The 13879-nt window shown below is 71.2% G+C and carries 9 protein-coding genes; 7 read left to right on the top strand and 2 right to left on the bottom strand.

The genetic code is table 11. From position 1 onward, the window contains the following. Positions 1-16: 16 nt before the first annotated feature. The 5 genes from SH922_RS33010 (at position 17) to SH922_RS32990 (ending at position 6807) form a co-directional block, all read left to right on the top strand. Positions 17-1609 carry a beta-N-acetylhexosaminidase gene (locus SH922_RS33010; protein ID WP_393062221.1) on the top strand — a complete coding sequence of 531 codons (1593 nt, stop codon included), beginning with the start codon at positions 17-19 and terminating at the stop codon, positions 1607-1609. A gap of 40 nt (positions 1610-1649) precedes the next feature. After that, positions 1650-3083 (top strand): cellulose binding domain-containing protein, encoded by a 1434-nt coding sequence (locus SH922_RS33005; RefSeq protein ID WP_393062220.1) that lies wholly within the window; start codon positions 1650-1652, stop codon positions 3081-3083. 195 nt (positions 3084-3278) lie between these two features. After that, positions 3279-4121, top strand: a complete 843-nt coding sequence (locus tag SH922_RS33000) for a TIM barrel protein (RefSeq protein ID WP_393062219.1) — start codon at positions 3279-3281, stop codon at positions 4119-4121. Positions 4122-4165: 44 nt separating this feature from the next. Beyond that, the gene (locus SH922_RS32995; RefSeq protein WP_393062218.1) at positions 4166-5065 is read left to right on the top strand and encodes a 2-hydroxy-3-oxopropionate reductase; all 900 of its coding nucleotides are present in this window, start codon (positions 4166-4168) and stop codon (positions 5063-5065) included. A gap of 284 nt (positions 5066-5349) precedes the next feature. Next, positions 5350-6807 (top strand): catalase, encoded by a 1458-nt coding sequence (locus SH922_RS32990; RefSeq protein ID WP_393062217.1) that lies wholly within the window; start codon positions 5350-5352, stop codon positions 6805-6807. 328 nt (positions 6808-7135) lie between these two features. Here SH922_RS32990 and SH922_RS32985 read toward each other — a convergent pair whose 3' ends face one another. Both SH922_RS32985 and SH922_RS32980 read right to left on the bottom strand, forming a co-directional pair. Continuing rightward, a complete protein-coding gene (locus tag SH922_RS32985) occupies positions 7136-8914 on the bottom strand; it encodes an ABC transporter ATP-binding protein (protein WP_393062216.1) in 1779 nt (592 codons plus the stop codon). After that, entirely contained in the window at positions 8911-10818 is a 1908-nt protein-coding gene (locus tag SH922_RS32980; protein WP_393062215.1) for an ABC transporter ATP-binding protein, read from the bottom strand. The genes SH922_RS32985 and SH922_RS32980 overlap by 4 nt, the downstream gene beginning before the upstream one ends. A 740-nt stretch (positions 10819-11558) precedes the next feature. Between SH922_RS32980 and SH922_RS32975 the strand changes: the two genes are divergently transcribed. Beyond that, complete coding sequence (locus SH922_RS32975) at positions 11559-12917, top strand: condensation domain-containing protein (RefSeq protein WP_393062214.1); 1359 nt, start codon at positions 11559-11561, stop codon at positions 12915-12917. A 50-nt stretch (positions 12918-12967) separates the two neighbouring features. Continuing rightward, complete coding sequence (locus SH922_RS32970; protein WP_393062213.1) at positions 12968-13843, top strand: diiron oxygenase; 876 nt, start codon at positions 12968-12970, stop codon at positions 13841-13843. Positions 13844-13879: the final 36 nt, after the last annotated feature.

Below are 13879 nucleotides of genomic sequence, written 5' to 3'. Positions count from 1 at the left end.
CCCGGAGGCCACCCCCGTGCCCGCATCACGCCCCGAACACTCCCTCGTGCCCCGCCCCCGCAAGGTCTCGGCCCGCCCCGGCCGGTTCACCCTCGACCAGGACACCTCGGTGCGGGCCTATCCCGGCGCGGAGGGCGCGGCCGACCTGCTGCGCACCCTGCTCGCCCCGGCCACCGGCCTGCCGCTTCCGCCCTCCGCCACCGGCCGCATCGTGCTGGCTCTCGATCCGCAGCTGGGCGGACTCGGCGAGGAGGGCTACGGGCTCACCATCGGCCCGGACGCCCTGCTGCTGCGGGCCGCGCGTCTCCCGGGCCTGCTCTGCGGAGTCCAGACGATCCGTCAGCTGCTGCCGGCCGAGGCCCTGTCGGGCACGGCGCAGCGGGACGCGCCGTGGATGCTGCCCTGTGTCGAGATCAGCGACGTGCCCGCACACCCGTGGCGCGGGTCGATGCTCGACGTGGCCCGGCACTTCCAGCCGGTGTCCTATCTGCGCCGGTACGTGGACCTGATGGCGCTGCACAAGCTCAACACGCTCCACCTCCACCTCACCGACGACCAGGGCTGGCGGATGCCCGTCGCCGCCTACCCGCGGCTGACCGGGATCGGCGGTCACCGCAGGCAGTCGATGTCCGGTCCGCCGGGGGGCGGCGACGAGTCCTTCGACGGGATTCCGCACTCGGGGGCGTACACCCGGCAGGAACTGCGGGACCTGGTCCGTTACGCGGCGGCCCGCGGGGTGCGGGTGGTGCCCGAGATCGAGATGCCGGGCCATGTGCGCGCGGCCCTCGCCGCCCACCCCGAGCTGGGCAACGATCCCTCGCGGCGGCCGGACGTGTGGACCCGCTGGGGCGTCTGCGACACGGTGTTCGGCGTCCACGAGGAGGTCTTCGACTTCTGCCGGACGGTGCTGGAGGAGGTCATGGACGTCTTCCCGTCCCCGTACATCCACATCGGCGGCGAGGAGTGCCCGACCACCGAGTGGGAGTCGAGCCCGGCGGCGCGGGCGCGGGCCGCCGCCGAGGGGCTGCCCGACGCCCGGGCGCTGCACGGCTGGTTCATGGGCCGGATCGGGTCCTTCCTGGCCGAGCAGGGCAGGCGCCCGGTCGGCTGGGCCGAGACGGGCACCGAACTCCCCCTCGAATTCACGGTGATGACATGGCGCGACCCGGCCCACGCGCTGGCGGCCGCCCGCCGCGGCCACCAGGTGGTCACCGCGCACCACCGGGCCACGTACCTCGACTACGCCCAGTCCACGGACCCCGGCGAACCGGCCGCGCAGCCGGGACCGCCCGTCGGCCTGCGGGCCGTCCACGGCAACCGGCCTGTGCCGGACGGCTGGGACGCGGCGGACGCGGCCCGGGTGCTGGGCACCCAGGCCCAGTTGTGGACCGAGTACGCGAGCACGCCGGAGCAGATCGAGTATCTGACCTACCCGCGGCTGTGCGCCCTCGCGGACCGCGCCTGGTCGGGCGGTCGCAGCGACTGGCCCGGCTTCGTGTCCCGCCTCGGCCGGCACACGGCACGGCTCGACGCCCTCGGCGTCCGGTACCGCCCCCTGAACCCCCGGTCGCTCCAGACCGCTTCCCCAGGAACAGCGCCAACTCGGTAGGAACCACTCCCCCACGACCGTTCCGGAGAGGAACAGGTTCATGAAGTCACTCGCGAAGAGCCGGATCCGCGCGGCGGCGGCAGCCGCCGCCACCGTGGCCCTGGGCTGTACGGCCCTGGCCGCCGTCCCGTCGTCGGCGAGCGCCGCCGACGGATCGCTCAGCGTGCAGTACCGCACCAGTGCGTCCGGAGCCACCGCCGACCAGAGCGAACCCTGGCTGAAGGTGCGCAACACCGGCAGCGGAGCCGTACAGCTCAGCGCCGTCAAGGTCCGCTACTACTTCAAGGGCGAGGCGGCGGGCGACGCCTACCGGTTCGCCTGCTCCTGGGCGGTGAAGGGCTGCGCGAACATCACCGGTACGTTCGGCACGCTCGCCTCCCCGACCGCCACCGCCGACCGCTACCTGGAGATCGGCTTCACCTCGGGTGCCGGATCGCTCGCACCGGGCGCCGACACCGGTGACATGCAGCTGCGCTTCTACCGGTCGAGCTGGCAGTCCCTGGTGCAGAGCGACGACTACTCCTTCGACGCGGGCCGGACTGCGTACGGGGACTGGTCGAAGGTGACCGCGCAGCTCGGCGGCGCCACGGTCTGGGGCGAGGCGCCCGGGGGCAACGGCCCGACGGATCCGACCGACCCGACTGACCCGACCGATCCGCCGGACGGCGCCCCGACGCTGTTCGACGACTTCAACTACAGCGGTCACACGGACCCGCAGATCGCCGCGCACGGCTGGAACGTCCGCTCCAACTCCGGTGGACCGGGCGTACCCGGCGCCACCTGGGCGCCGGAGAACGTCACGTTCGCCTCCGAGGGCGGAAACTCGGTGATGAACCTGGAGACGTCGACCGCGGGCAGCGGCGAGTCGACGAAGCAGACCGAGATCCTGACCCGGTCGATGAAGTTCCGCAACGGCACCTATGCGGCACGGGTGAAGTTCAGCGACGCCCCGGTGTCCGGTCCGGACGGAGACCATCTCGTCCAGACGTTCTTCACCATCAACGACCTCAAGGCGCCGATGGCGGACGACTACGCGGAGTACGACTTCGAGTACCTGCCGAACGGCGGCTGGGGCGAGAGCGGCAACATCCTGTACACGACCTCGTGGGAGACCTATCGCCCCGACCCGTGGGAGGCGGTCAACCAGCACAGTGAGGCCCGGCAGAGCTATGCGGGCTGGCACGACCTGGTCGTGACGATCGACGACAACGCGATCACGTACTACATCGACGGCCAGGTGTTCGGCACGCACGGTGCGGCGTATCTGCCGGAGCGGGGGATGTCGATCAACTTCAACCAGTGGCTGATCGACCTGGCCGGGCAGACGAGCACGACGCCGCGCTCGTACGACCAGCAGGTGGACTACGTCCTGCACGTGAAGGACCAGGTCCTCACCCCGGCGCAGGTCAGCGCGCGGGTGAGCGCGTTCCGCACGGCGGGGACGACGTACCAGGACACGGTGCCTGCCGGGTGATCCGGTAGCGGACCCGGAGGGCGGGGCGGAGGGCCGGCGGGCCTCCGCCCCGCCTTCGGTATGTCCGGACCCGGGTGCGACCGCCGCGACCGGCCCGAATTCCGGGCACCCCCTTGACAGCCCGGCCACCTCCCGGGCAACCTTCCGTTAAGCAGAAACTAACTTCCGCAATACGGAAGGAGCGCCGAAACCCTCATGGGCTACCCGGACCAGCGCTTCGATGTGAACCTTTCGATCCTCTTCACGGAACTCCCGCTCCTGGAGCGACCCGCGGCAGCCGCCGCGGCGGGCTTCACCGCGGTCGAGCTGTGGTGGCCTTGGACCGAGACCCCCACCCCGCCGCAGGCCGAGCTCGACGCGCTGAAGAAGGCGCTCGACGACGCCGGCACCCAGCTGGTGGGGCTGAACTTCTACGCCGGACAGCTGCCCGGCCCCGACCGCGGCGCGCTCTCCGTGCCCGGCACGGAGTCGGACCGCTTCCGGGCCAATATCGAGGTGGCGGCAGGCTTCGCCGCCTCGGTCGGCTGCAAGGCACTCAACGCCCTCTACGGCAACCGGGTGGACGGTGTCGACCCCGCCGCGCAGGACGAACTCGCCCTGGAGAACCTGGTCATCGCCGCCCGCGCAGCCGACCGGATCGGGGCGGTCCTGCTGATCGAGACCCTGAACAAGCCGGAGTCGCCGCGCTACCCGCTGGTGAGCGCGCCGGCCGGGATCGAGGTCGTGGACCGCGTCAACGCGGCGACGGGGCTCGGCAACGCGAAGTTCCTGTTGGACCTGTACCACCTGTCGATGAACGGCGAGGACCTCAGCCAGGTCATCGCGGCGTACGCCGACAGGACCGGTCACGTCCAGATCGCGGACAACCCGGGGCGCGGCGCGCCCGGCACCGGCTCGCTCCCACTGGAGCAGCTCCTCGACGAGCTGACGAAGGCCGGTTACGACGGCTGGGTCGGCCTGGAGTACAAGCCGGGCGACCGGCCGAGCGCCGAGTCCTTCGAGTGGCTCCCGGCCACCGCGCGGGCCGCCCGCCGATAGCGGCGGACAGCCCTTCGTACACACGCTTATCGGAAGGCACCCTCATGAGCAACAACCTCCCCAAGGTTGCGTGGATCGGGCTCGGCATCATGGGCTCGCCCATGTCCGAGAACCTGATCAAGGCCGGTTACGACGTCACCGGTTACACCCTGGAGCAGGACAAGGTCGACCGGCTGGCCGCGGCCGGCGGCACCGGCGCGGGCTCGATCGCCGAGGCGGTCAAGGACGCGGACGTGGTCATCACGATGGTGCCGGCCTCCCCGCAGGTCGAGGCGATCGCGTACGGCCCCGAGGGCATCCTGGAGAACGCCAGGCGCGGCGCGCTGCTGATCGACATGTCCTCGATCACCCCGCAGACCTCCGTGGACCTCGCGAAGAACGCCCGCGAGAAGGGCATCCGGGTCCTGGACGCCCCCGTCTCCGGCGGCGAGGCCGGCGCCATCGAGGCCGTGCTGTCCATCATGGTCGGCGGCGAGCAGGCGGACTTCGACGCCGCGAAGCCGCTGCTCGACGCGCTGGGCAGGACCATCGTGCTCTGCGGTCCGCACGGCTCCGGCCAGACGGTGAAGGCGGCCAACCAGCTGATCGTCGCCGTCAACATCCAGGCCTGCGCCGAGGCCGTCGTCTTCCTGGAGAAGTCCGGGGTCGACCTCGCCGCCGCACTGGACGTCCTCAACGGCGGACTGGCCGGCTCGACCGTACTGACCCGCAAGAAGGACAACTTCCTGAACCGGGACTTCGCTCCGGGCTTCCGGATCGACCTGCACCACAAGGACATGGGCATCGTCACGGACGCCGCCCGCAACGTGGGTGCCGCACTGCCGGTCGGCGGCGTGGTCGCCCAGCTCGTCGCCTCGCTGCGCGCGCAGGGCGACGGCGGCCTCGACCACTCGGCGCTGCTGCGCTCGGTCGAGCGTCTGTCCGGTCAGCCCGTCCGGGACTGACCGATGCGGCCGGGCCCCGTGCAGGCCCGGCCGGCACCACCCCGCCGGGTGCGTATCCCCCGGCCCACAGACTTCCGGGCGGCGTCGGCGCTGACACCTGTCCTGTCGCGCCCAGGCGCCGGCGCCGTCCGGAACACCTCTCCACGCACCTTGCCACACCTCTTCACCATGAATTTCAACAAACTGTTGACGTCGGGTTCGGAGCGTACTTACGCTCCTGGAGCCCCTACGCCCCCAGGCCGTCGCAGTTCAGCAGCTCCCGTACGGAAGGTCGCCCCGACACCATGACGCAGCGCGTGCTTACGACCGAGTCCGGCGCCCCGGTCGCCGACAACCAGAACTCCGCCACCGCCGGCGCCGGCGGCCCGATCCTCCTCCAGGACGGTCACCTCCTGGAGAAGCTCGCTCGCTTCAACCGGGAGCGCATCCCGGAGCGCGTGGTGCACGCCCGGGGCTCCGGCGCGTACGGCTACTTCGAGGTGACCGACGACGTCACCGGCTTCACCCGCGCGGACTTCCTCTCCGAAGTGGGCCGCCGCACCGAGACGTTCATCCGGTTCTCGACGGTCGCCGACTCGCTCGGCGGCGCGGACGCGGTGCGCGACCCGCGCGGTTTCGCCCTCAAGTTCTATACGGACGAGGGCAATTACGACCTCGTCGGCAACAACACCCCGGTGTTCTTCATCAAGGACCCGATCAAGTTCCCCGACTTCATCCACTCGCAGAAGCGCGACCCGTTCACGGGCCGTCAGGAGCCGGACAACGTCTGGGACTTCTGGGCACACGCCCCCGAGGCGACGCACCAGGTGACCTGGCTGATGGGCGACCGCGGCATCCCCGCCTCGTACCGCCACATGAACGGCTACGGCTCGCACACCTACCAGTGGACGAACGCCGCGGGTGAGGCCTTCTTCGTCAAGTACCACTTCAAGACGAACCAGGGCGTGCGTTCCCTCTCCGCCGACCAGGCCGCCGAGCTCGTCGGCAAGGACGCGAGCTCCCACCAGACGGACCTGCTCCAGGCCATCGAGCGCGGTGTGAACCCGTCCTGGACGCTGCATGTGCAGGTCATGCCGGCCGCGGAGGCCGCGGACTACCGCTTCAACCCGTTCGACCTCACCAAGGTGTGGCCGCACAGCGACTACCCGCTCCAGCGGGTGGGCCGGCTGGTCCTGGACCGCAACCCGGACAACGTCTTCGCCGAGGTCGAGCAGGCCGCGTTCTCCCCGAACAACTTCGTGCCCGGCATCGGTCCGTCCCCGGACAAGATGCTCCAGGGCCGGCTGTTCGCCTACGCGGACGCGCACCGCTACCGGCTGGGCGTCAACCACACCCACCTGCCGGTGAACGCGCCGCGCACCGCCGTCGTCGACAACTACGGCCGCGACGGGCTGCACGCCACGCGCAACGGGGCGCGGCACGACAAGAACTACGAGCCCAACTCGTACGCGGGCCCGGCCCAGACGGACGCGGCGCACTCCGCCCCGCTGGCCGTCCAGGGCTGGACCGGCACGCACGAGGCGCCCGCCCACACGAAGGACGACGACTTCTTCCAGGCGGGCGAGCTGTACCGGCTGATGTCGGACGACGAGAAGGACCGGCTCATCGCCAACATCGCGGGCGGCCTCTCGCAGGTCACCCGGGACGACGTGATCGAGAAGAACCTCGCCCACTTCCACGCCGCGGATGCCGAGTACGGCACGCGCGTGGAGGAGGCCGTCCGCGCCCTGCGCGAGGACTAGGCCCCGGGTAAAGCCCTGCTCGCGTCGTCGCACCCACCCGGATGAGGGGTTGCGCGGGGCGCGGGCAGGACGGGGTGTCTGGCGGATCCCCGCGACGCCGCGGGGATCCGCCAGACACCCCCGAGGCCGCGGCGGTGGTGCGATGCCAGTGCGGTGGTGTGAGTGGCGGTGCCGGTTCCTGACCTGAACGAGCCGGTCCCTGCCGCCCCCTTCGCGCCTCGCCGCGGCCCCTGTTCCTCCCTTTTTCCGGAAGCGGGCGTGGAGTACGGATTACGGTCCCGCACTCCGCGCCCTTTCGCGTGCGCGCCCGGGGCCGGGCCCGTACTCCTCAGCTGTAGACCCGGACCTGGAGGTCGTACAGCTCCGCGTAGAGACCGCCGCCCGCGGCCAGTTCCGCGTGGGTGCCCAGCTCCGAGACACGGCCCTTCTCCAGCACCACGATCAGGTCCGCCATCCGGACGGTCGAGAAGCGGTGCGAGATGAGCAGCGTGATCGCCCCGGTTTCGGCGCTCGCCCCCGCGCACAGGTCCGCGAACCGTTCGAACAGCGCGTGCTCGGCCGTGGCATCGAGGGCCGAGGCGGGCTCGTCGAGCGCCACCATCAGGGGACGGCGACGCATCAGGGCGCGGGCCAGGCCGAGCTTCTGCCACTGGCCGCCGGAGAGTTCGGCGCCGTCGCCGTAACCACGACCAAGCAGTCCGTCGAGGCCGGCGGGGACCCGCTCCTCGACCTGTTCCGCCTCGGCGGCGCGGAGGGCGGTGTGCAGCGCCGGATCGTCGTCGAGGCGGCCGAGATCTCCGATGCCGACGTTGTCGCGGAGCCGCAGTTCGAGCCGGGCGAAGTCCTGGAAGAGCGTTCCGGTCCGGGACTGCCACTGGCGGGCGTCGCATCCGGCAAGGTCGGCCCCGTCCACCAGGATGCGGCCGGAGGTGGGGCGGTAGAGGCCGCACAGGAGTTTCACCAGGGTGCTCTTGCCGGCTCCGTTCTCGCCGACGACCGCCAGCGCGGTGCCCGCCGGGATGTCCAGGGTCACCTCATCGAGGACCTTCCGGTCGCTCCCGGGATAGCTGAAGCTGACGTTCTCCAGCCTGATGCCCCGGGTGAGCACGGCGGGTACGTCGGTGAGCGCGTCGTCGCCGTGCGCGGCGGGGCCGCGCAGTTCGGCCAGCCGCTCCATGGTGCGCCCGGCGCCCTGGAGCGCGGTCAGGAGCCCGAGAGCGGTCGAGACCTGGAGGCTGATCTGCGAGGCGAGGGTGATGACAAGGATGACGTCGCCGAGGCCCGCCCCGCCGGATACGGCCCGGCCGACCACCAGGTAGATCGCCCCGCCGTAGCCGGCGGCGAAGACGAGCTGGCCCGCGGCGCGCAGCACGGCCGCGGTCAGCTGGGCACCGCCGATCGCCCGGCTCGCCCGGCTCCAGTCGGCGCGGTGGCGGCGCAGGAGGACGTCCTCGGCTGCGGCGAGCCGGATCTCCTTGACCGACGACTGGGTGGTGGCCACCTCCAGCAGGTGGCGGCCCAGCCGGTTCTCCGGTGCGGTGAGCTCCTTCGCGCGGTCGATCAGGAGCTGGGCCCGGTTGCCCGCGACGACGGGGACCGCGCCGGCCAGCGGCAGGAGCAGCAGCCACGGGTCGAGCAGACCGAGCAGCACCGACGTCAGGGCCATCTGGAGCACAAGACCGCCGAGTTGGAGCACCGCCTCCAGGCAGGCCCGGGTGCGGGGCAGCTCCTCCCTGATCAGGGCGAGGGTGTCCGCGTACCCGGGACTGTCGAACTGTTCCAGGCCGCTGCTGCCATGGGCGAGCGCGATCACCTCGTTCTGCAGGCTCAGTTCCTCCAGCTCTCCCAGCTCGAAGTACGAGAGATGCGCGAAGTGGTTCATCATCAGTTCGAGAACCAGCAACAGCGCGGTGCACAGGGCCAGCCAGGTGGCCACGGACGCGTCGTGCGCCACCGCGGCCGTGGTCAGCGACTTCAGGCACAGCGCGATCAGAGGTGTGGACAGGAAGCCCACGACCATCAGGGCGACGGCCCGGGTCAGGCGCCGGGCGTCGCACCGTACGGCGATCCGCAACAACTGGTGGACCGCGAGGAAAAGGGTCTTCACCTGGCACCTTCCGGTGTCGAAACGGGCTGAGCGGCGCGCGGGAGTGTTCCGGCCGTGGCGCGTACCGCGGCGTCCTCGGCCTGTTCCTCGGCGAAGCGCTCCGCCTGGATCCGGAACAGCTCCGCGTAGCGTCCGTCGAGCGCCATCAGCTCCTCATGGGTCCCGGACTCGGCCACCGCCCCGTCGGCCAGCACCACGATCCGGTCGGCGCGGCGCACACTGGAGAAGCGGTGCGCGACGATCACGCTCGTGATCCCCTCGGTCATCTCGAGGAAGCGGTCGAAGAAGGCCGCCTCCGCGCGGACGTCCAGCTGCGCGGTCGGCTCGTCGAGGATCAGCAGCGAGGCACCGGCGTCCACGGCCAGCAGCGCGCGGGACAACGCGACGCGCTGCCACTGACCGCCGGAGAGATCGCTTCCGTTCTCGTACTGGCCGCAGAGCACAGTGTCCAGGCCGTTCGGCAGCCGCTCGATCACCTCGCGGGCACCCGCCCGGCCGGCTGCCGCGAGGAGGGCCTCCCGGTCGTCCATCCGGTCCGGCCGGCCCAGTCCGATGTTCTCGGCGGCGGTGAGCTGGTAGCGGGTGAAGTCCTGGAAGATCACTGCGATGCGCCGGTGCCAGTCTGCCGCCGGGAACCCGGACAAGGGAGTGCCGCCGGCGGTGATACGGCCCACGGACGGCTCGTGGAGCCTGGCGAGGAGCTTGACCAGGGTGGTCTTGCCCGCTCCGTTCAGCCCGACGACGGCGGTGGACCTGCCGTGCTCCAGCACCAGATCGAGGCCGCTCAGCACGTCCGGCCCGTCGTCCTGGTAGCGGAAGGTGACGTCCTCGAAGCGGATCGCCCCCTCGGGGACGGTGGCGAGGGCGCCGTCCTGCCGCTCGGGGCCGGCGGGTCCGCCCGCCGCCATCGACTCCAGCCGGGTCAGCGCGTGGTACGCGGCGAGGCCGTCCCGGGTCTGCACGTCGCTCTCCGGGAAGTACACGCCGAACCGCATGGGGATCAGTACGGCCTGGAGGGCCACGGAGAGCTGGAGCAGGGACAGGGAGCCGTTCGCGCCCTCCCGGGCCAGGACGTACAGCGAGCCGCCGCCGCCCACCAGGCCGACGGCCGCGAGTCCCACGAAGGGCCAGAAGAGGAGCCGTCGCCGTCCTTCCCACAGGGGGTCCAGATAGCCCCGGGCCTGAGCGGTGTGGCGCTCGCGGAGCCAGGGGAGCAGCCCGAGCATCCGGGCCTCCTTCGCCAGTGCCGGCCCGCCGGCGGTGCGGCGCAGGTAGTTGAGCTTCCTCCGCTCCCCCGCGAGAGCGATCCGCAGGGCGCCGAAGCGGTCCAGTGAGCCGCGCTGGCCGAACCTGATCACCAGGGCCGTGACCGCGACCAGGATTCCCGGCCCCGGACCGAGTACCAGGGCGACCATCACCGAGGCACCGGCCAGCTGGGCGTAGCGGGCGATCAGCGCCAGGGCCCCGGCGGCGGCGTCGCCCGGTGTGGGGGACACCCGCTCGAACCCACCCCGGGCGTCGGACAGGATGTCGAGGACGTCCTGGCGCTCCAGTTCGGCGACCGGCAGGCCGATCAGCGCGCACCGCATGAGGCGGGCGATGCACGCGCCGTCCACCTGCCGGGTGACCAGTTCGCCCAGCGCCGATTGGAAGGGTGCCAGCAGCTGCTGGACCACGAACGCGCAGACCGCGAGCAGGGGCGCGAGCCCCAGCACCGCCCATCCCGAACCGCCGGAAGGCGAAAGGGAGTCGGGGACGCGGGAGATGAGCCGGCTCGTCCAGGCGATGAAGACGACCGGCAGCAGTCCGACGGTGATGTGCAGGGCGATGGTCGCCGTCCGCAGTGCGGGGTGCGTGTGGCGCAGGAGCCTGCCGACGGAGCGCCAGCGAACGGCGCGTCGCACGAACCATCCGGGCTCCGTGACGTGGTGTGCGGGTCGCACTCGAAAACCTCTTCGGGTAGTGCGATGGAGGTCCCGCACCATTGCGGGCCGTGGGAGGCGCGCGAGCGGCGGCATGGGGGCCCGGTGCGGGTTGTCCGCCGGCCACGCGCTTCGCCTCGCTCCGATCAGCGCCACCCGCAGTTTGGACTAGACCTTTCAAGGCGTCAAGGAATCCCGGGCACACGGGACAGCGAATGTTCACCCGATGGTCATCAATTGTTCAACTCCCCTATTTGGTCTAGACGTTTCGCGAACCAGGTTGCTAACGTCCCGACTCCGAGCAGGGCCGTGCAGTGACGCCCGGCCCCCGCTCGTCTTCCAGCTGACGCCTGCGGGGGTGGCGTGCGGCGGCCCCGTGCCCACATCTTGGCCGACGGCCGCAGCCGCCTTCCCGAGCGAACTCTCGTGTTACCTCGCGCCCTAATCGGGCTGCGGACATCCGTTGAGCGCCGGCCGGCCCCCTTCTCATTCATCCACCCGCGGGAACCGGCCCCGGGGGCGCCCGGCGCATGCCGTCGGACACCGCCATGCGCCGGCCCCGAGCCCCTTGCCGCCCCGCGCCGGCCGCCCTCAACGGCCCGGCCCGGGCGGACGATGCCCGCTGCCCGCGCACGGGTTGCGTCCGCCTGTCCGGTTCGCTCCCCACACCTCATGCCTCACGCCCGCGGCACGGCCCTGCGCGGCGACGAAAGGAACCAACCATGGACGACAGCCGAACCGGCTCGTCGCGCTTCCGCGGACGCCGGGCCGACCGCGCCCCGATGACCTGGGGCCAGCAGGCGATCTGGAAGTCCATCCGCTGGCTGGGCGAGGGATCCCACTACTTCAACATCCGCCGGACCCTGCCCGTGCCGCCCGGTCGCACCGAGGCCCAGGTCGCTGCCGCCCTCGGGCAACTGCTGAGCCGGCACGAGGCTCTGCGCACCCACTTCCGGCAGACCGCCACCGGCCCCGAGCAGGAGGTCACGGACGAGGGGACGTTCGCGTACACCGTGTACGACACCTCACCGGGAACGGGAGCCGAGACGGCCGGCCGCCTGGCCCAGGAACTCGCGGGCACCGCGTTCGACCACGACAGCGAACTCCCCCTGCGCTGCGCCCTGGTGCTGGAGGCGGGGGCCCCCGGTCAGCTGGCCCTCGCCTTCTCCCACCTCGGCGTCGACTTCTGGGCCGTACGCGAACTCCTCGCCGACCTGGCCGCGTTGCTCGACGACCGGGCGGGGCCCTCCTCCGACTGGCAGCCCCTCGACCAGGCCGCGTTCGAGACCGAGGGCGCGGGCGCCGCCCGCGGCGCCGCCTCCCTGGCCTACTGGCGCACCACTCTGGGCCGGGTGCCCCCCGCCATGTTCACCCGGCCCGCCGACGACCCCGCGCCGGAGCGGTTCGTGCGCCTGCGCATGGACTCACCCGCCGTCGCCGTGGCCGCGACCGCACTGGCCGACCGCTGCCGGGTGAGCACCCAGACGGTGCTGCTCGCCGCGACCGCCGCCGTACTCGGCTCGTACAGCGGACACGACACGGCGGTCCTCCAGCTCATCGCCGTCAACCGCCACGACGAGCGCAGCCGGCGGCTGATCGCGGCGATGGCCGAGAACGCCCTGTTCGCCGTCGACAGCGGCACGGGCTCGTTCGAGGAACTCATCCGGCGCACCTTCCTCGTGGGCATGAACGCTTACCGACACGCGCAGTACGACCCGCTGGCCATGGACGAAGTTCTGGAGGAGGCGCGGGTGGCGAGCGGCGGCGAGCTGGACCTCTCCTGTTTCTTCAACGACAAGCGGATGCACGACCGTTGGTCCGGTCTGCCGGCCACCGACGGATCGGCCGAACAGCTGAGGGCGCTCACCGAGAAGACCGAGGTGTCCTGCGTCGGCGTGTGGGAGCGCCAGGACGCCACCTTCTTCGTGCACACCGCGTACGAGCCGAACACCTGCCTGCTCCACCTCATGGCGGACACCCGTCTGATCCCCAGGCCGGAGATCGAACGGCTCCTGCGGTCCTTCGAGACGCTCCTGGTCGAGAGCGTGGCGGGGACCGTCGCGCTGGAGACACTCCGCTGATCACCGGTGACCGGCTTTCCCCTCCGCACCCCTCCCATAAGGAAGTCACGATGAGCACTGCCACGGTATCCGTCTGGGACGACGAGTTCAGCGCCGCTGTGAAGCGGCTGACCGCCGCCGCCGAGAACGACTACTACAACCCGTACCAGACGTTCGACTGGCCCGACAGCATTCCCGAGGGCGCGCTGTGGATGAGCGAGGACCTCATGTCGGTGCACGGCACCGACGCCGCCGCCGAGCTCACCCGCGACCAGTACCTGGCGCTGGCCAAATGGGAGAGCGTCAACTTCTACAGCCTGAACGTGCACGGCATCCGGGAGTTGCTCCAGGAGGTCGTGGCCCGTATCCACGCCCCCGGATACGAGATCCCTACCCCGTTCTTCCACCACTTCCTGGGTGAGGAGAACGAACACATGTGGTTCTTCGCTGAGTTCTGCCTGCGGTACGGCAAGAAGCTCTACGCCGACCGGTCCATGGCCTTCCCCGCCAAGAGCCACTCCGCCCTGCTCGACAACTTCATCGTCTTCAGCCGGATCCTGATCTTCGAGCAGATCGTCGACCACTTCAACAGCAGGATGGCCGCCGACGCGACGCTGCCCGAGACGATCCGCGCCATCAACCGGGTCCACCACCAGGACGAGTCCCGGCACATCGCCTTCGGCTGCCAGTTGGTGCGCGCCCTGTACGAGCGGCTGTGCGAGGCCGGCGACGCCGAGGAGAAGGCCATGGCCCGCACCTACGTGGAGCGCTACATCGAGACGTCCATCCAGCAGCTGTACAGCGTCGAGGTCTACCGCGACGCCGGTATCCCCGACCCCTTCGCCTTCCGCACCCGGTTGCTGGCCGACCCGGCCCGCCAGGCGGCGCACGCCTCGATCACCTCCCGCACCACGGCCTTCTACCAGCGGATCGGCCTGCTCGGCTGAGCGCCGTCCGACCGCACCACCACCCGACGGCGTCCG

The sequence above is a fragment of the Streptomyces sp. LN549 genome (assembly GCF_043203805.1).
Lineage (GTDB): Bacteria > Actinomycetota > Actinomycetes > Streptomycetales > Streptomycetaceae > Streptomyces.
The sequence above is the reverse complement of the archived record's forward strand: the minus strand, read 5'-3'. Positions and strand labels throughout refer to the sequence as shown.